Raw genomic sequence first — 16,398 nt, forward strand, 5'->3', positions numbered from 1 at the left:
CGCGGCCGGACCCGTGAAGGGGTCCGGCTGTTTGCGTTCAGTCCTTCACGACGAGCCCGAACAGGTTCGCGAAGATGTACGCTTGCTCGCGCGAGATGATGCAGCCCCTCAAACTCTCGGCGTCGACGCTCAGCCCGTCGAATTCGTTGTCGCTCAGGTCGATGCCGGACAGATCGGTCGCGGAGAACTGGGCGTGATCCATGCGGTTGCGATGGAGCTCGAAGCTTTTGAACTTGGAGTAGCTGAAGTCGGAATGGTTCAGCGAGCAGTCCCGGAATTCGACCTGCTTCAGGTCGGCGAACCGGATCGCGGCGTAGTCGGCGAGACAGCCTTCGAACACAACATTGCGGATCGTGGCGTCGGAGAGGTTGACGCCGAGCATCTTGCAACGGCTGAACTCGACCCGGTGAAGGATGGCGCCGCTCAGGTCCATATTGGACAGATCGCACTTCTCGAACCTTACGTCCGTCAGCTCCAGCCCCGTCAATGAGGCTTCGGCGAACGTCACGCTGCGAAGAACCGTCTTCTCGAAGCTGACTCGAGTCGCATGGATCTCATCGAGTGTACAGTCGCGAATCAGCGCCTTGGCGTAGCGGTCGTCGGACCGAATCTGCAGAAGCTCCACCTCGGCAAGCAGGCTGTCGTCCGGAATAACGGGCTCCTCTAGCTTCGGAGGTTGTTTACGTGTGCTCATATGGGGATATCGCTCCTCGTTGGCTGTAGTTGTGCGGGAATAATGGGAGAGCTTGTGCGAGAATAACGGGAGAGCATTGCGAGAATAACGCGAGAGCTTGTGCGAGAACATTTGTTCTCTCATTATATCGCGAGGATGTGCCGGGAAGCAAAGGCCATCGTACAAGCAAGGCCATCGTACAAGCATCTGTCTCCCGATCGCATTTACTGTAGAGTAAACGAAGGGAGAGAGGATGAATGAGGGAAGCGAGAGCGACATACTCGACGGGTATTTTGCGCAAGGCCCCCAAGACGAACTACGCCTTGGTGGATGTGGTGAACTTGAGCGCGCACGCCGCCCGATCGGTTACGGTGCAAGTGTTCGACTGGTCCAGCGGGTCGCCGGTCGCCTTGAAGGTGAGTCCGTGCGACGCGAGAATCTGCACGGTTCGGGTCGGGCCGAGGCGGTCGGTGTTCCTGTTCGCGAACGTCTCGCGCGTGCAATTCAAGTATGAAGTCCGCGTGACCCAATCGCCGGATCGCCGCCTCATCACGAACGTAACCGGCGTGACCGGTTCCCCGTTCGCACCCCAAGTCGGCGAGACGGTCCTGCAGCTTCAGTTGGTCAAGCTGGGAAGCACCCGCAGAGGGAAAGGCGGAGTTAGCCGGCAGAGGTAGCGGTATAGGGTGGGGGGCACTCGCTAAGCCTGGCGAATGTCGGAAAAACCGACATTCAGACCAGCTTGAAGGTGCGCGCCTCCGTCAAATGTCGGAAAAACCGACATTCAGACCTGAACGAGGGTTCACCGCCCCGCTGAATGTCGGAAAAACCGACATTCAGACCAGCTTGGAGGTGCGCGCCCCCGTCAAATGTCGGAAAAACCGACATTCAGACCTGAACGAGGGTGCGCCGCCCCGCTGAATGTCGGAAAAACCGACATTCACTTCTTTAACAAGTAACCATGGACACGTTTAGCGTCAGAGCGAGTCGGTTCCAGAAATCCTTTGGTTACGAGCAGGCGCAAATACTGTTGAGCGGTCCCGCGATGGATTCCTAACTCTTCAGCCACGCTCTTCACCCGAAGAGGCTCTGCGTGCTGCTCGGCTAGAAGCAGGATCGCGCGTTCCGTGGCGCCAAGCTTCGGTTGGGAGGCGGATTCAGAGGAAGCTGCGGCGCTCCACTTGCCGAGCAACTGTTGAAGGAGTTGCTGGCAAGTGCGGGGTTTGTCCACAATGTCGTCGAGCGAGAAGCGCAGCACGAGCCAACCGTCGATGACGAGGTGATTCTGCCGCATCAGGTTGTCCGAGTATTGCTTCCGGTCGATGTTCCGCCAGTGCGTGCCGAACGGGTCGATCTCGATGCACACCTTCATTCCGCGGGTGATGAAGGCGAAGTCAAGGTACCGCCAGCCATCGCGGAAGTCGCGCACCTCGAACTCCGGCTGCAGTCCCTCCAGGCGCCCGAACGCCGGCCACCATACGTTGATGACAAACAGTGTCTCCGCATACCGCTCCCCTTCGATCCTTCTGCGCCGCTCTCCCGTGCAGCTCGCAATCTCCTTCTTGAGCCACTTGGCATGGGGCTCTCTGAGTTCTGCCGGCAGTTCCGCCGTCTTGCGATTGTCCCGATCATCCGTACGCATTGGCTTCATCCTCCAGAGTAACAAAAAACGCGCTAACAGCCCCGGTGTCTACCGGAGGAGTTAGCGCGTTCTTCGCGACTAATATTTGTAAAAATAGTAACAGGTTATGATTCGCGGCGCAAGGGGAACGTGATGCGAACGCAAAGGTTCTACGCGACTCCTCGTCAAGAGCTTCAGCAAGAACTTCGGCAAGCGATCCAACGAGAACCGCAGCAACAACTTCGACGTGTCTCGAAGGAATCGCCGACAGAGGGGGACGGGCGAGTTCCGCGGGACAAGATGGATAAAGCAAGTTACTTGTCTGATGAGCGACTGCGGCGGGGTTGGAGGTCATCAGGCGGCAGCCGTCGTGAGTGAGCGATGGGTGAGTACAGGGATGGAGTCTTTCTCGCATATTGAGTCGTAGGTTGTGGAGGAGAGACGGATATTCCCGCCGCAACCGTCTCATCTTGGAAGCTCCCCCGGAAGCTCCAGCACGAATGTGCTCCCGCTCGGGGAGCTCTCCTCCAGCCGAAGCTCGCCGCCGAGCGCGGTTGCCAGCAGGCTGCTGTAGGTGAGCCCGAGGCCGAGCCCGCGCATGTGCCGCTTTTTCCATTCGCCGCGGTAGAAGCGCTCGAAGATGTATGGGCGCTCCTCCGTCGGGATGCCGCAGCCGTTATCGGCGATCTCAATTCGCACACGACCGGCGGGGACGGCCACGGAAGGGAGGGCGTTTGAATGCGAGGAGACATTCGATGGTTGCGGTCCAACATCCGAACCCGCCCGAACGCCCGCCTTCGCCCCCGATCCCGTCCGAACTCCCGCTTCGGCCTCCGACCTCGCTCGAACCTCTGCCTCCGCCCCCGACCTCGCCCGAACTCCCGCTTCGGCCTCCGACCTCGCTCGAACCTCTGCCTCCGCCCCCGACCTCGCCCGAACCCCCGCTTCGGCCTCCGACCTCGCTCGAACCTCTGCCTCCGCCCCCGACCTCGCCCGAACTCCCGCTTCGGCCTCCGACCTCGCTCTAACCTCTGCCTCCGCCCCCGACCTCGCCCGAACTCCCGCTTCGGCCCCCGAACCCGCCCGAACTCCCGCTTCGGCCTCCGGCCTCGCTCGAACCTCTGCCTCCGCCCCCGACCTCGCCCGAACTCCCGCTTTGGCCCCCGAACCCGCCCGACCTCGTGCTTCCGCCCCCGACCTCGCGCCAACCTCCGCTTCGGCCTCCGAACCCGCCCGAACTCCAGCCTCCGCCCCCGACCTCGCCCGAACGCCCGCCTCCGGCCCCGACCTCGCTCGAACCTCTGCCTCCGCCTCCGACCTCGCCCGAACCCCCGCTTCCGCCCCCGACCTCGCGCCAACCTCTGCTTCGGCCCCCGAACCCGCCCGAACTCCAGCCCCCGTTCCCATGCCCGCTCTCGTCCGCGAATCAACCTGCGGATCAACCCCGCCCCCCGCCAGAAGCCGGACCGTCAACCGGGCCGGCCGAGCCGGCGAGGCGGCCTGCAGGCCGTTGTTCAGCAGATTGACGACGATCTGCTGGATGCGGAGGGCGTCGCCGACGACATACACGGGGCTGTCCGGCAGCTCCGTCTCCACGGCAGCGCCTTCCCCCGCGTTCGGCAGCCCCCATTGGAAAACAATCTCGCCAAGAAAGCCCCCCAACTCCAGCCGATCCCGACGGACCTCGACGTGACCGGCGGCGAATGCGTTGTAGTCGAGCAGGTCGGTCACCATCCGCTCCATCCGGTCCGATTCCTTGAGCGCCAGCCCGAGGAACTCCTTGGCCTCGTCCTCGGTGACGACCTCGTCCCGCACGGCCATCATCAGCCCCTTGATCGAGGTGACGGGGGTCTTCAACTCGTGCGTCACCCCTGCCAGCGACAGCGCCCGCCAGTCCTCGAGCTGCTTCAGCCGGCTCGCCATCTCCTTGAACGAGTCGACCAGTTCGTCCAGCTCCCGCTCCTTCGTCTCCACGTCCAGGCTGACGTCGTACTGTCCGGAGCGAATTCGCCGCGCCCCCTCCGCCACCCGCCGAATCGGCAGCGACAGCTTGCGCGACAGCAGGTAGATCGTCAGCCAGCCGCACAGGATCATCGTCCCGAGCAGCACGCCGATCAGCGCGAGCTCGTTCGGGCTGTAGGCGAGCGACTTCTTGGAGAGCAGCAGCGCGACCTGGCCGAGCGGCTTCCCGTCCGCCTCGATCGGGGTGATGACCGCCTGCTGGTTCGGTTTGCCGGAGGCGCTCAGATCGTCCGTCAAGTAGCTTCGGGCCATCTCTTCGTTCATGGGCGGCCTCGAATATTCGACGCGGCCCGCTTCGTCGGTGATGATCAGGCACAGATCTCCCTTGAAGTTGAACACCTTCAGCCGGCTGTCGAGCAATTGGTCCATCTGCGGGGGAATCGCCAGCGTCCCGTCCTCCGACGACACCCGATCCGCGATCTCCTGGCCGAGCAGCCCCGCCGTCTTGAGCCGATTGTCCTTGGCCGTATCCCGAATCCAGTACAGGGCGCACAGCGCGATAATGGTGAAGCCGACGCACAGAATGACGATATAACGCAGCGTCCAATACGAGAGAATGGACGTCTTGCGCGGCCGCCGCCGAACTATTCTCCAATCCATAGCTGATACCCCGTTCCCCGCAGCGTTCGAATCTCGCCCGCCTCGGCGGGCCAGTTCGCGAGCGCTTGCCGCAGTCTTTTGACCGCGAGATCGACCGCCCGCTCGCTCCCGTCGTAGTCGTTGCCCCACACATGCTCGATAAGCTGCTCTCTCGTGAAGATCCGGTTAGGGGACTCCGCGAGGAAAAGAAGCAGGGCCAATTCCCGAGGGTTGAGCGACACCTCTGCGGCATTCAGGAACACGCTTTTGGAGGCGAAGTCGAGCATCAGATTGCCGAAGTGGCGTTTGCTCTCCCCGTCGGTCCAATGCGGTCTTCGGCGCAGCGCCGCTCTGACCCGGGCGACGACCTCGTCCGGCACGAACGGCTTGGTCATGTAATCGTCCGCCCCGTCGTTCAGGCCGGCGAGCCGGTCCTGGAGATCTCCCTTGGCGGTCAGCATGATGACCGGACACGGGCTGCGGTCGCGGATCGCCCGAAGCACCTCCCAGCCGTCCATGCCGGGCAGCATGACGTCGAGCAGAACAAGCGAGAAGTCCCAAGCGGCGAAGACGGACAGCGCCTCGCTTCCGTCGGAGACGATCTGCGGCCGGTAGCCGGCGCGGCGAAGATAGGCGGCGAGCACGCGCGCAATCGCGTCTTCGTCCTCGACGATCAGGATCGATTGCATGGCGCGAATCACCCTCTCCCAGTGTCGTATATCCGCTACTTTTACATAGGAAGAAGGTCTTCGCAAGGGGGCAGCCGAATTTTCCAACTTTATTTCCTCCGGACACGCGCCGGACTTATTGATCGGCTAGAATGGTCATCAAGCTATAAGGACATAGCCGAGCTTCAGAGAGACAAGGGAGGAACCATACATGAGGATAAAAAAGAAAGGTTGGCTCATTGGCGGGGCGCTGGCGGTCGTCATCCTGGGGACGGGGGCGTATACATGGTCGAACGATTATCTGGGCAATAACGTCGACATCGAGGGAGTCATCCCCGCCGACGCGAGTCCGGCTCCTTCTTCCTCCGGTTCCTCGGCGGAGTCGGCGTCGGGATCGTCCGCGGCTTCCGGGGCGGCGGTCGCGGGAGAGCAGCTTAACGGCAACTGGACGATCTCGGACGGCTCCAAGCTCTATCTCTCCGTAACGACCTCGCGGGAGACGGTCAACTTCGAGGACGAGGCGGTCAGCGGCAGTTGGACGCTCAATGTGGACGATGCCTCGCAGACGACGGCGGAGGGCAAGATGATCATGGACTCGCTCGGCTCCGGCAACAGCATGCGCGACGGGCATGTCAAGGGAACCGAGTACCTGAACGTATCGGAGTTCCCGGAGGCGACGTTCCAGGCGACCTCGTTCGAGGGAATCCCGGCGGAATGGACGGAGGGCGTCGCTTCCGACATCAAGATAACGGGCACGCTGACGGTTAAGGATATCGCGAAGGAAGTGACCTTCGACGCCAAGACGATGTACCGGGCAGGACAAGTTCTTCTGTCGGCAGCAACCGTCGTAACGTTCGCCGACTTCGGCATGGAGAACCCGCACAGCGTGGTGCTCGATACGCAGAACGATCTGACGGTGCAGCTTGAGCTGGTGCTGGAGAAGGCGTAAGCTTCCTTGGAAGAACAACGAATAGAGAAGGGTCGTCCCGGGCGGGGCGGCCTGTTCTGGCTTGCGGCGCCTTGGCGCTCGTTCCCCTCATTCCTCTCGGCCCCTACAGGAGATTCAGCATTCGCTTCAGCTCGTCCATATCGGTGATATAGATGTAGCCGTCCTCCTTCATGATGACGTTCTTCTTGATCAGGATGCTCATGATCTTCGAGACGGTAATGCGGGAGCAGCCCATCAGATCGGCGAACAACTGGTGGGTCATCTTCGTGTTGATCTTGATTCCCTTGTCCGTCTGCACGCCGTAATTGAAGCTCAGGCGGTAAATATACTTGACGATAATCTGCTCCTTGTCGAGGAATACCAGCTCTGTCACATGGTCGACGAGGAATTCCATCAGCTCCGACAGATTGCCCATCCAGTTCTCCACGAGCGTCGGATCGCTCAGCAGCACCTTGACGAACGCCTTCGGCTCCATGACGCGGAACGTGCACTTCGTGATCGTCGTCGCGGACATGAAGTACGGCCGATGGGTCGAAGACCACAGATCCCCGATCAGCTCTCCTTTGTTCACGATATACATGATCTTCTCGTTGCCTTCCGGCGTCGTGATCGAGAACTTCACCCTGCCCGATTCAACATAATAAATCTGATTAAGGTAAGTCCCTTCCTCCGCCACGATCCGGTTCTTGTTCATCGTAACGGCGGGGCAGTCCGCGAAGCGGTCCTTCCACAGATCGTTCTGAATATAATGTGTCTTCGACATTCGGGAGGCCTCCGATCCCTTTGTTCGTGTTAGGTAAAGTGACGTATGAGAGGGCGTTCGGCGGACGAACGGCAGATTTTCCTGTGGCAGAACGAGCCGATCGCTTTGTATTTTATGTACTTAATCATAGCATAATTTGCGCGGAAGATAGATTTCTGAAAATTAAAAACGTTTACATACCCGGGATGTGTAGCGTGCGCTACAGTTTTTGTTCGTCTGTCTGAGTAGAATGTAAATTAATTATCACGGCGATAAGACATGTGATAATAACTAACATAATCAAGGGGTGGGCTTATCGATGACAAAAGGCATGACAGCTTTATTCGCTTCGATCCTAAGCTTAAGCTTGATGCTCGCGGGCTGCAGTTCGAACAACTCGAATGGTGCGAACAGCTCGGGAAGCGCGACTCCGTCCTCGTCCGCATCCTCGTCGGCAACGGCGTCCGCTTCCTCCGAAGGCAAGTCCGGCGGCACGGTAACGGTCGCGCAGGAATCCGAGCCCGGCAACCTGAACCCTCTTATCTACGCGACGACAAGCGACACCAACGTCACTCATATGATTTACGACTCGCTGGTCGAGCCGGACGAAGAATTGAACATGGTCGGCGATCTGGCGAAGAGCTGGGACATCTCGGAGGACGGCCTGACGTATACGTTCCATCTGAACGAAGGCGTCAAGTGGCATGACGGCGAGCCGTTCACGGCCGGCGACGTCGCCTTCACGTTCACCTCGCTCGCCGATCCTCGTTACGACGGCGGCGCCTACAGCCGCGTGCAGCCGGTCGTCGGGGCGGAGGACTTCCATGCCGGCAAGGCGGACGGCGTCTCCGGCATCAAGGTGATCGACGACAATACGGTGAGCTTCACCCTCGCCTCGGCCAACGCCTCCTTCCTGGCCAGCTTGTTCATCGGCATCGTGCCGGAGCACATCCTGAAGGACGTGTCGCCGGCGGATTGGGCGAAGCACGATTCCAATCGCAACCCGATCGGCACCGGTCCCTTCAAGTTTGTGAAGTGGGAGACGGGACAATACATCGAAGTGGATGCGAATCCGGATTATTTCGGCGGCGCGCCGAAGCTGGACAAGGTGATTACGCGCTTCGGCGATTCGAACACGATGCTGGCGGCGTTCATGAATCAGGAGATCGACATCGTGCCGGTGCCGGCCGACCAGGTCGAATCGGTCCGCACGCTCGACTTCGCGGACGTCAAGGCGGCGAACGACCTGTCCGTCTACTACGTCGGCTTTAACCTCAAGAACGAATTTTTCTCCGATCTTAAAGTCAGACAAGCTCTCGCTTACGGGACGGACAAGGAATTGATCGTCTCAAGCGTCATCGGCGAATTCGGCGAAGTGAGCGACGATCTGTTCCCGAACGCGCACTGGTCGCACAACCCGGACGTGACGAAGTATCCGTACGACAAGGATAAGGCGAAGCAACTGCTCGAGGAAGCGGGCTTCACACTGAATAGCGGCGGAATCTACGAGAAGAACGGCAAGGAGCTCAAGTTCACGTTAAGCGTTCCGACCGGCAAGACCGAACGAGAGAAGACGGCCGTGCTGCTGAAGCAGCAATGGGGAGAGATCGGCGTGAAGATCGAGATCGCCTCGATGGACTTCTCGACGCTGGTCACGAAGCTGCTTCCGACCGGAAGCGACGGCAAGCAGAGAGCGGTCGAGGCGAACGATTACGACGCCTACATTCTGGGCTTCGGCGTCGAGGCCGACCCCGACGAGTACCGCTCGTACTTCGATTCCGCGTTCATGCCGCCGAACGGCTACAACTTCGTCAGCTACAGCAATCCGGCGATCGACGAACTGTTCGACAAGGAGCTGACGCAGACGGATCAGACGGAGAGAACCGCAACGTTCCACGAGATCGGCAAGGTGCTGTCCGACGACGTGCCGTGGATTCCGATCTACGGGCAGAAGACGGTGTTCGCCGCGAACAAGAAGATCGCGAACTTCAATCCCGACTTCCGCGGCGTCAGCTTCAACGCCAAGGACTGGAGCCTGAACTGATCGTCGTACCCGCGGCTCGTCCGCACGGGAGATATGGGAATCCGCCGGGATTCCCGTATTTCCCTTTATTCCCCTCTTGCAGAAGGAGCATGACGCGATGAACAAGGCAGACGACATTCAGCAGGAAGCGCTGGCGATGCTCCGCGAGCTTGTCCGCATCGATACGACCAATCCGCCCGGACGCGAGCTGGCAGCGGCGAGGTATATCGCGGGGATCGCCGAGGCCGAGGGGATTCCGTTCGAGCTTGTCGAGACGGCGGAGGGCCGAGGCAATGTAATTGTGACGCTTAAGGGACGGGAGCCGGGGCCGCCGCTGATTCTCTTGTCGCATCTCGACGTGGTGGGGGCCAAGGCGGAGGAATGGAAGCATCCGCCGTTCGCGGGAGAGATTGCGGACGGTTATCTGTGGGGCCGAGGGACGATCGACACGAAGCAATTGACCGCCATGGAGCTGATGACGATGCTCCTGATTGCCCGCAGGAAGCTTGTTCCGCGCCGCGACATCGTCTTGATCGCGACGGCGGACGAGGAGAGCGGCAGCGAATTCGGATTGAAGTCGCTGCTTAAGACGCACGGGGAGCTGTTCCGGAATGCGGACGTCGTCAGCGAAGGGGGCGGGTTCCCGATCCGCGTGAACGGGAAGACGTTCTACCTGTGCGAGGTCGGTCAGAAGGGACTGTGCCAGGTCAAGTTCACGTACAAGCGGGTGCCGAACGCCAATCCGTTCTATCCGGAGAACGCCGGCATGCGCAGCTTCGCGGAGCTGCTTCGGCGCATCGCCGCCGCGAACTGGGAAGGAGAAGTGCCGAAGACGACGGAGCGGCTGCTCGCCGAGCTGCTGGCCGCGTGCGGGCAGCGTGCGGACGGAATGGCGTTGGACGTTCGGATCGATTACTTGAGGGAGAAGGTCAGTCCCTTGTTCGGAAGAATGATCAAGGCGATGACCGAGAGCACGATTGCGCTTACGATGTGGAACGGCGGCCGCAGCCGCAGGGAGCTGATCGGGGAATACGAGGCGACGGCGGATATCCGCCTGCTGCCGGGCGTCTCCCGGCAGGAGGTCGAGAGCAGGCTGAACGCGCTCTGCGAAGGGCTCGGCATCGACTTCGAGATCCTCGTCTGCCAATCCGGCTACGATTCCGGAGCGGAAGGCGAGCTGTACGAGGCGATTCGCGCCGCGATTGCCGTTCACGCGGAAGGGGCGAAGGTCGTCCCCTTCATCGCGACGGGAACGAGCGACGGCAGATATCTCAGGGAATACAACAGCAGGGTGTTCGGGTTCTCGCCGGTGCTCGCGGAGGACATGACCTTCGAGCAGGCCGTCACGATGGTGCACGGCGTCAACGAGAGAATCTCCTGCGATTCGATAGGCTTCGGAACGGCGACACTGCACGAGGCCGTTCTCCATTATGGCTTGGGAGGCGAGCGTCATGATTAAAGAAGAATATCGCGTGGCCGGCGAGAAGCTGGAGGCCGCGTCCAGGCTGCTTCGCGAGAAGGACATCGATGCCTGGCTGATTCTGAATCGCGAGGCGAGCGACCCTTCGCTGCCTCTGCTTATCGGCACGACGTCCATCCATGAAGCGGCCGTTGTCCTGAAGCCGGACGGCGAGCACCTGATTCTGGCTTCCGAGAGCGACCGGGGCAACTTCGAGAACGGCGGGCTATTCGCGGAGGTGATCCCGTACGGGCAGAGCTTCGAGGAGGAACTGACCGCGCTGATCGATCGGCTGGCCCCGAGGAAGCTGGCGCTCAACTTCTCGCTGCACGATCACTTGTGCGACGGCCTGACGGTCGGTCAATATCAGGTGCTCGAGAAGGCGGTCGGGAGGGAGCGGCTGCTTGGCATCGAGGTGTCGAGCGAGGAGCTGCTCAAGGAGATCCGCAGCGTGAAGACGCCGGCGGAGCTGGAGCGGATTCGCCGGGCGATCGCCTTCGCCGAGGAGATCTTCGCGGAGGTTGCCGCGAAGGCGAGCGTCGGCATGACCGAGAAGGAGCTTGGCGCGATGTATGTGGAGGGAATGAAGGCTCGCGGCGTGACGAACGGCCACGAGCGCCCGTTCGATCCGCCGATGGTCAACATCGTGCGCGCGGGCATGTCCCATCGGAAGCCGGGGGACACGAGGATTGTGCCGGGCGATATCGTCATTATGGACATGTGCGTCCGTTACCGCGATTATTGCTCGGACGTTGCCCGCACGATGTACTTCCTGAAGCCGGACGAGACGAGCGCTCCGGCCGACGTGCAGCACGCGTTCGACACCGCGATTCTGGCGATTGACGCCTCGATCGAATGCATCGCCGCCGGCAAGCGGGGCTATGAGGTGGATGCCGCAGGGCGGCAAGCGATCGAAGCGGGGGGCTACCCGACGATCCGCCACTCGGTCGGCCATCAGGTCGGCCGCCAATGCCACGACGGCGGCACCCGGCTCGGACCGCCGAGCAAGCCCGACTCGGGCGGCATCGTCAAGGTCGGCGAGGTATACGCGATCGAGCCGACGGTGCTTCAGGACGACGGACTTCCGTGCATTCTCGTCGAGGAGAACGTCTTCATTACGGAGGCCGGTCCGGAGCTGCTGAGCCGGCGACAGTTGGAGCTGATTACGATCCCATTCCGTTAAATCGCAAAGGAGAGGCTTATGAGCGGCAACATCTGGACCCCCGAATGGGAGCAACACGCGCTGGATATTTTCACAAGCCTTCTCCGCATCGATACGTCGAATCCGCCAGGCCGGGAGCTCGAGGCCGTCCAGTACCTGCTCGGGAAGCTGGCAGAGAGCGGCATCGACGGCACGGTATTCGAGCCGGAGCCCGGGCGGGCGAGCCTGATCGCGAAGCTGGGAACCGGGGAAGAGGCCGGGGCCAATCCCCCTGTCATTCTGCTCTCGCACCTTGATGTCGTTCCTGCGGATGCCGCCGAATGGACCCATCCTCCGTTCGAGGCGCGGGAGGAGAACGGGGTCATCTACGGTCGCGGAGCGCTGGACACGAAGCAGCTCACGGCCATGCAGCTGGCGGCGTTCCTTCTATTGAAGCGGCGGGAGAGCGAGCTCGATCGGACGGTGTACTTCGTGGCCGCTGCGGACGAGGAAGCGGGCAGCCGCCTGGGCATGGCCAAGGTGATCGGGCAATTCCCCGAGCTTCAGAGCGAGGGCTATGTCATCAGCGAAGGAGGGGGCTTCCCGCTGCTGCTCAAGGGCAGAAGCCTGATCCTGTGCGCGGCGGGCGAGAAGGGGGTATGCCGAATCCGGATGAGGACGACCGGGGATTCCGGCCATGCCTCGTGCCCGCCTTCGGAGCAGGCGGTGTTCAAGCTGGCCGAGGCGCTCGGAAGGCTGGCGAGCTACAAGTTCCCGAAGAAGTACACCGAGTTGTCCCGCAATTTTATTCTGGAGACGGGACTAAGCCCGGACAGCAAGCAGGTCGTCGAGTCGACCTACAACAACCTGATGCAGTACATGCTGTACGACGGGCTAATGATCAACGACGTCCGCGTCGGGGAGCGCATCAACGTTATTCCCGGCTCCGCCGAGGCGGAGTTCGAGTTCCGGATGCTGCCGGGCACAACCGTTCGGGATATCGAGAGGCTGATGCGGCGATTGCTCAAGGACGTCGACGCGCAGTGGAGCATCGTCGCCTTCGAGGACGGCTACGAGAGCGGCATCGACAACGAGCTGCTGAAGCTGTTCGAGAGCAATTGCCGGACGTTCGGGCTGGACGCGAAGCTCGTTCCGTTCCTGGCGCTCGGGCGCACCGACGGAAGATTCCTGGGCCCTTATTCGGACCGGATCTACGGCTTCTCCCCGACGCTGCTGGACGATCACTTCGCGGCCGTGCTCGAGAGGGTGCATCAGAACGACGAACGAATAGCGAGAGATTCCTATCTCTTCGGAGCGAAGGTGATCTCGAAGACGCTGCTCGACCTGTGCGTCGATTCCTAACGGAGGTGCAAGATGGATTATTCGGTCAACCGGGAGAAAATGGAGCAGGCATCCGAAGCACTGCGCAAGAGGAATATCGAGCTGTGGCTCATTCTGACGAGCGAGGGCAGCGATCCATGCCTGCCGCTCGTAACGGGAGTGCGGACGGTCGGTCCCGGAGCGTTCCTGATCGCGGCCGGCGGCGAGAGAATCGCCGTCTGCAGCTCGATCGACGCGCAGGATATCGAAGAGAGCGGTCTGTTCCATCGGGTCGTGAAGTACAAGCTGAGTCTGGACGAAGCGTTGCGGGACACCGTGCTCGCGCTGAAGCCGAAGACGATCGCGCTGAACTACTCGGCGGACGAGCATCTGTGCGACGGCCTGACGCTTGGCCGCTATCGCTGGCTTATGAAGACGATGGAAGGCTTCGAAGGCGAATACGTCTCGTCGGAGCCGTTCCTGACCGAGCTGCGCAGCATCAAGACGCCGGAGGAGATTCGCCGCACGAAGAAGGCGGTCGACCTGACCCTCGAGATCTATGATGCGGTGTTCGCGAAGCTGAGGGTCGGCCTCACCGAGAAGCAGGCCGGGGAGCTGTTCCTGGACGAGATGCGGGAGCGCGGCGTCTTGAACGGGCTCGACCGTACGCTGTCGATGCCGATGGTGCTCAAGGAGAACATCTCCCACCGGCAGCCGTCGGATCGGGTGATCGAATACGGCGACCTCGTCATCTTCGATTACAGCGTCGATTACGAGGGCTATGTGTCCGACATCGCGCGGACGGCGTACTTCCTTCGGCCGGACGAGGACGATGCGCCGGAGGCGTTCAGGTTTGCCTTCCGGGCGGCATACGACGCCATAAGCGCGGCGCGGGAAGCGCTGAAGCCGGGGGCGATCGGCCACGAGGTCGACGGCGTGGCGAGAAGGCTTCTGCTGGACCGCGGAATGCCCGAGATCTCCCACGCCACCGGCCATCAGATCGGCCGACAGACGCACGATGGGGGAACGCTGCTCGGTCCGCGCTGGGAACGGTACGGAAGAGCTCCGTACGGGACCGTCTCGGCCAATATGATTTTCACCCTGGAACCGACCATTCTCCCCGGCAGGATGCCCTACATTCTGCTTGAGGAGAACCTGGTCGTCACGGAGAGCGGCTCCGAATACTTGAGCGAGCGGCAAGAGAGCCTTGCGCTGATCCGGTCATAGCCCGCGAGCCCCGCTAGAAGGAGGGAAGTCTCATGCAACGTTATATTGTCAAGCGGCTTCTGACGACGCTGCCGCTGCTGGTCGGGATTACGCTGCTGACGTTCCTGATCATGCAGATCACGCCGGGCAACCCGATGCAGACGATGATCGATCCGCGCATCTCGACGGCCGACCTCGCGCGGGCGCAGGAGAACATGGGGCTGAACGACCCGATGATTGTCCAGTACTTCCGCTGGCTCGGCGAGATTGTTAGCGGCAATCTCGGCTATACGATCAAGACGGGGCAGTCGGTCGCGCAGATGATTCTCGACCGTCTCCCGGCAACGCTGCTGCTGACGGTAACCGCGTTCGTGTTCAGCTTCGTCGTCGGCGTGCCGCTCGGCGTCTACTCGGCCACCCGGAAGTACACGAAGCGCGACTACGGGCTGACCGTGTTCTCCTTCATCGGAATATCGGTTCCCTCGTTCTTCTTCGGGGTCGCGCTGATCTACCTGTTCGCGGTCAAGCTGAACTGGTTCCCGACATCGGGGCTCGCCACGATCAACCTTCAGGGCAGCGGCTGGGACATCCTCGTCGACAAGGCGAAGCATCTCGTGCTCCCGGCGCTCGTCATGGCGCTGCCGAACCTGGCCGTCATCATGCGCTTCACGCGCTCGAGCATGATCGAGGTGCTGACGAACGATTATATCCGGACGGCGAAGGCGAAGGGGCTCAGCGAGCGGGCGGTCAAGTATCGGCATGCGTTGCGCAACGCCATTATCCCGGTCATCACGCTGTTCGGGCTGTCGATTCCGACGCTGTTCGGCGGCGCCTACATCACGGAGACGATCTTCAACTGGCCCGGCATGGGCAGCCTCGGCATCCAGTCGATCACCTCCCGCGAGTACCCGGTCATCATGGGACTGAACCTGTTTACCTCGCTGCTTGTGCTGTTCGGGAACCTGATCGCCGACATCCTCTACGCCGTCGCCGATCCGAAGATCCGGCTGTCCAAATAATCCGTCAGGAGAAGAGGAGGGAAGCTTCCATGGGATGGACAACGACCCCGGAGGGCGCAGCACCGAAGTCGAGCCGGAGCGGCGGCGAAGGGAGCATGGTCTTCCAGGCCTGGCGCCGCTACAAGAAGAACAAGCTGGCCGTGTTCGGCCTCGGCTTCATGGTTCTGCTGGTGCTCATCTCCATTCTCGCCCCGCTGCTCGCGCCGCACGATCCGTTCAGCTCGATCAAGAACGAGGCGGGCACGCTGGATATTATGGCGAAGCCGTCGCAGGAATACCTTCTCGGCACGGACAGCCTCGGGCGGGACGTGCTGTCGAGGCTCATGTACGCGGGGCGCGTCTCGCTGAGCGTCGGTCTCGTCTCCGTGACGATCTCGACCGTGCTCGGCGTGCTGCTCGGAGCGTTGGCCGGCTATTACGGCAAGTGGACCGATTCCGTCATCATGCGCGTCGTCGACGTCGTCTACTGCTTCCCCGTCATGTTCCTGATCATTACGGTGTCGGCGCTGCTGAAGCCGAGCATGTTCAACGTGATGATCATTATCGGCCTCGTCAGTTGGGTCGGTACGGCGCGGCTCGTCCGCGGCGAGATTCTGCGGGTTCGGGAGCTCGAGTATGTGCAGGCGTCCAAGGCGCTCGGCGTGCGAAGCTTCACGATTATCGTCCGGCATATTCTGCCGAACATCATGGCGCCGATTCTTGTCCAGGCGACGCTGATGACGGCCGACGCGATTCTGACCGAAGCCGCGCTCAGCTTCCTGGGCGTGGGCGTGCAGCAGCCGACCCCCAGTTGGGGAAACATGCTGAACGAAGCGATGTCGATCATGGTTCTCCGCTTCAAGTATTGGATCTGGCTCTACCCGGGGCTCGCCATCCTGCTGACCGTGCTCAGCATCAACTTCATCGGCGATGGGCTGCGGGATGCGCTGGACCCGAAGCTGAAGGGGCGCAAGTAGGGAGCGGGCAGGGGAAGGAG

Annotated in this window: 14 protein-coding genes; 9 read left to right on the forward strand and 5 right to left on the reverse strand. The window is 61.4% G+C overall.

What is annotated here, in order from left to right; translation table 11 throughout:
- Positions 1–37: 37 nt before the first annotated feature.
- Entirely contained in the window at positions 38–694 is a 657-nt protein-coding gene (locus E6C55_RS00780; RefSeq protein ID WP_168735379.1) for a pentapeptide repeat-containing protein, read from the reverse strand.
- A gap of 236 nt (positions 695–930) precedes the next feature.
- On the opposite strand from E6C55_RS00780, the gene E6C55_RS00785 reads away from it, so the two are divergent.
- Positions 931–1,350, forward strand: a complete 420-nt coding sequence (locus tag E6C55_RS00785) for a hypothetical protein (RefSeq protein WP_136367867.1) — start codon at positions 931–933, stop codon at positions 1,348–1,350.
- A 263-nt stretch (positions 1,351–1,613) separates the two neighbouring features.
- Here the strand turns inward: E6C55_RS00785 and E6C55_RS35305 are convergent, their stop codons facing one another.
- The 3 genes from E6C55_RS35305 to E6C55_RS00805 form a co-directional block, all read right to left on the reverse strand.
- Complete coding sequence (locus tag E6C55_RS35305) at positions 1,614–2,315, reverse strand: helix-turn-helix domain-containing protein (protein ID WP_407923681.1); 702 nt, start codon at positions 2,313–2,315, stop codon at positions 1,614–1,616.
- 444 nt (positions 2,316–2,759) lie between these two features.
- Positions 2,760–4,916, reverse strand: coding sequence for an ATP-binding protein (locus E6C55_RS00800; RefSeq protein WP_136367869.1), 2,157 nt, complete (start codon positions 4,914–4,916; stop codon positions 2,760–2,762).
- A complete protein-coding gene (locus E6C55_RS00805; RefSeq protein ID WP_136367870.1) occupies positions 4,901–5,584 on the reverse strand; it encodes a response regulator transcription factor in 684 nt (227 codons plus the stop codon). Before E6C55_RS00805 ends, E6C55_RS00800 begins: the two co-directional genes overlap by 16 nt.
- 190 nt (positions 5,585–5,774) lie before the next feature.
- Here E6C55_RS00805 and E6C55_RS00810 point away from each other — a divergent pair, with 190 nt between their 5' ends.
- Complete coding sequence (locus E6C55_RS00810) at positions 5,775–6,512, forward strand: YceI family protein (protein WP_136367871.1); 738 nt, start codon at positions 5,775–5,777, stop codon at positions 6,510–6,512.
- A 103-nt stretch (positions 6,513–6,615) separates the two neighbouring features.
- On the opposite strand, the gene E6C55_RS00815 is transcribed toward E6C55_RS00810, so the two are convergent.
- Positions 6,616–7,275 carry a Crp/Fnr family transcriptional regulator gene (locus E6C55_RS00815; RefSeq protein WP_136367872.1) on the reverse strand — a complete coding sequence of 220 codons (660 nt, stop codon included), beginning with the start codon at positions 7,273–7,275 and terminating at the stop codon, positions 6,616–6,618.
- 298 nt (positions 7,276–7,573) lie between these two features.
- On the opposite strand from E6C55_RS00815, the gene E6C55_RS00820 reads away from it, so the two are divergent.
- The 7 genes from E6C55_RS00820 (at position 7,574) to opp4C (ending at position 16,378) form a co-directional block, all read left to right on the forward strand.
- Positions 7,574–9,298, forward strand: coding sequence for a peptide-binding protein (locus tag E6C55_RS00820; RefSeq protein ID WP_136367873.1), 1,725 nt, complete (start codon positions 7,574–7,576; stop codon positions 9,296–9,298).
- A gap of 97 nt (positions 9,299–9,395) precedes the next feature.
- Positions 9,396–10,736 carry a M20/M25/M40 family metallo-hydrolase gene (locus E6C55_RS00825; protein WP_136367874.1) on the forward strand — a complete coding sequence of 447 codons (1,341 nt, stop codon included), beginning with the start codon at positions 9,396–9,398 and terminating at the stop codon, positions 10,734–10,736.
- A complete protein-coding gene (locus E6C55_RS00830) occupies positions 10,729–11,919 on the forward strand; it encodes a M24 family metallopeptidase (protein WP_136367875.1) in 1,191 nt (396 codons plus the stop codon). The genes E6C55_RS00825 and E6C55_RS00830 overlap by 8 nt, the downstream gene beginning before the upstream one ends.
- A gap of 18 nt (positions 11,920–11,937) precedes the next feature.
- Positions 11,938–13,239 carry a M20/M25/M40 family metallo-hydrolase gene (locus tag E6C55_RS00835; RefSeq protein ID WP_136367876.1) on the forward strand — a complete coding sequence of 434 codons (1,302 nt, stop codon included), beginning with the start codon at positions 11,938–11,940 and terminating at the stop codon, positions 13,237–13,239.
- Positions 13,240–13,251: 12 nt separating this feature from the next.
- Entirely contained in the window at positions 13,252–14,424 is a 1,173-nt protein-coding gene (locus E6C55_RS00840) for a M24 family metallopeptidase (protein ID WP_136367877.1), read from the forward strand.
- A gap of 32 nt (positions 14,425–14,456) precedes the next feature.
- A complete protein-coding gene (locus E6C55_RS00845) occupies positions 14,457–15,422 on the forward strand; it encodes an ABC transporter permease (protein WP_136367878.1) in 966 nt (321 codons plus the stop codon).
- 29 nt (positions 15,423–15,451) lie between these two features.
- Positions 15,452–16,378 carry an oligopeptide ABC transporter permease gene (opp4C, locus tag E6C55_RS00850; protein ID WP_230986453.1) on the forward strand — a complete coding sequence of 309 codons (927 nt, stop codon included), beginning with the start codon at positions 15,452–15,454 and terminating at the stop codon, positions 16,376–16,378.
- Positions 16,379–16,398 lie beyond the last annotated feature (20 nt).

It is taken from the genome of Cohnella fermenti, assembly GCF_004801405.1.
Lineage (GTDB): Bacteria > Bacillota > Bacilli > Paenibacillales > Paenibacillaceae > Cohnella > Cohnella fermenti.

Bases quoted from the DNA above. Each gene is read 5' to 3' on its own strand.
- E6C55_RS00810 (WP_136367871.1), top strand. From the start codon at position 5,775: ATGAGGATAAAAAAGAAAGGTTGGCTCATTGGCGGGGCGCTGGCGGTC.
- E6C55_RS00800 (WP_136367869.1), bottom strand. From the start codon at position 4,916: ATGGATTGGAGAATAGTTCGGCGGCGGCCGCGCAAGACGTCCATTCTC.
- E6C55_RS00845 (WP_136367878.1), top strand. From the start codon at position 14,457: ATGCAACGTTATATTGTCAAGCGGCTTCTGACGACGCTGCCGCTGCTG.
- E6C55_RS00835 (WP_136367876.1), top strand. From the start codon at position 11,938: ATGAGCGGCAACATCTGGACCCCCGAATGGGAGCAACACGCGCTGGAT.
- E6C55_RS00825 (WP_136367874.1), top strand. From the start codon at position 9,396: ATGAACAAGGCAGACGACATTCAGCAGGAAGCGCTGGCGATGCTCCGC.
- E6C55_RS00830 (WP_136367875.1), top strand. From the start codon at position 10,729: ATGATTAAAGAAGAATATCGCGTGGCCGGCGAGAAGCTGGAGGCCGCG.
- E6C55_RS00785 (WP_136367867.1), top strand. From the start codon at position 931: ATGAGGGAAGCGAGAGCGACATACTCGACGGGTATTTTGCGCAAGGCC.
- E6C55_RS35305 (WP_407923681.1), bottom strand. From the start codon at position 2,315: ATGCGTACGGATGATCGGGACAATCGCAAGACGGCGGAACTGCCGGCA.
- E6C55_RS00840 (WP_136367877.1), top strand. From the start codon at position 13,252: ATGGATTATTCGGTCAACCGGGAGAAAATGGAGCAGGCATCCGAAGCA.
- E6C55_RS00820 (WP_136367873.1), top strand. From the start codon at position 7,574: ATGACAAAAGGCATGACAGCTTTATTCGCTTCGATCCTAAGCTTAAGC.
- E6C55_RS00780 (WP_168735379.1), bottom strand. From the start codon at position 694: ATGAGCACACGTAAACAACCTCCGAAGCTAGAGGAGCCCGTTATTCCG.
- E6C55_RS00805 (WP_136367870.1), bottom strand. From the start codon at position 5,584: ATGCAATCGATCCTGATCGTCGAGGACGAAGACGCGATTGCGCGCGTG.
- E6C55_RS00815 (WP_136367872.1), bottom strand. From the start codon at position 7,275: ATGTCGAAGACACATTATATTCAGAACGATCTGTGGAAGGACCGCTTC.
- opp4C (WP_230986453.1), top strand. From the start codon at position 15,452: ATGGGATGGACAACGACCCCGGAGGGCGCAGCACCGAAGTCGAGCCGG.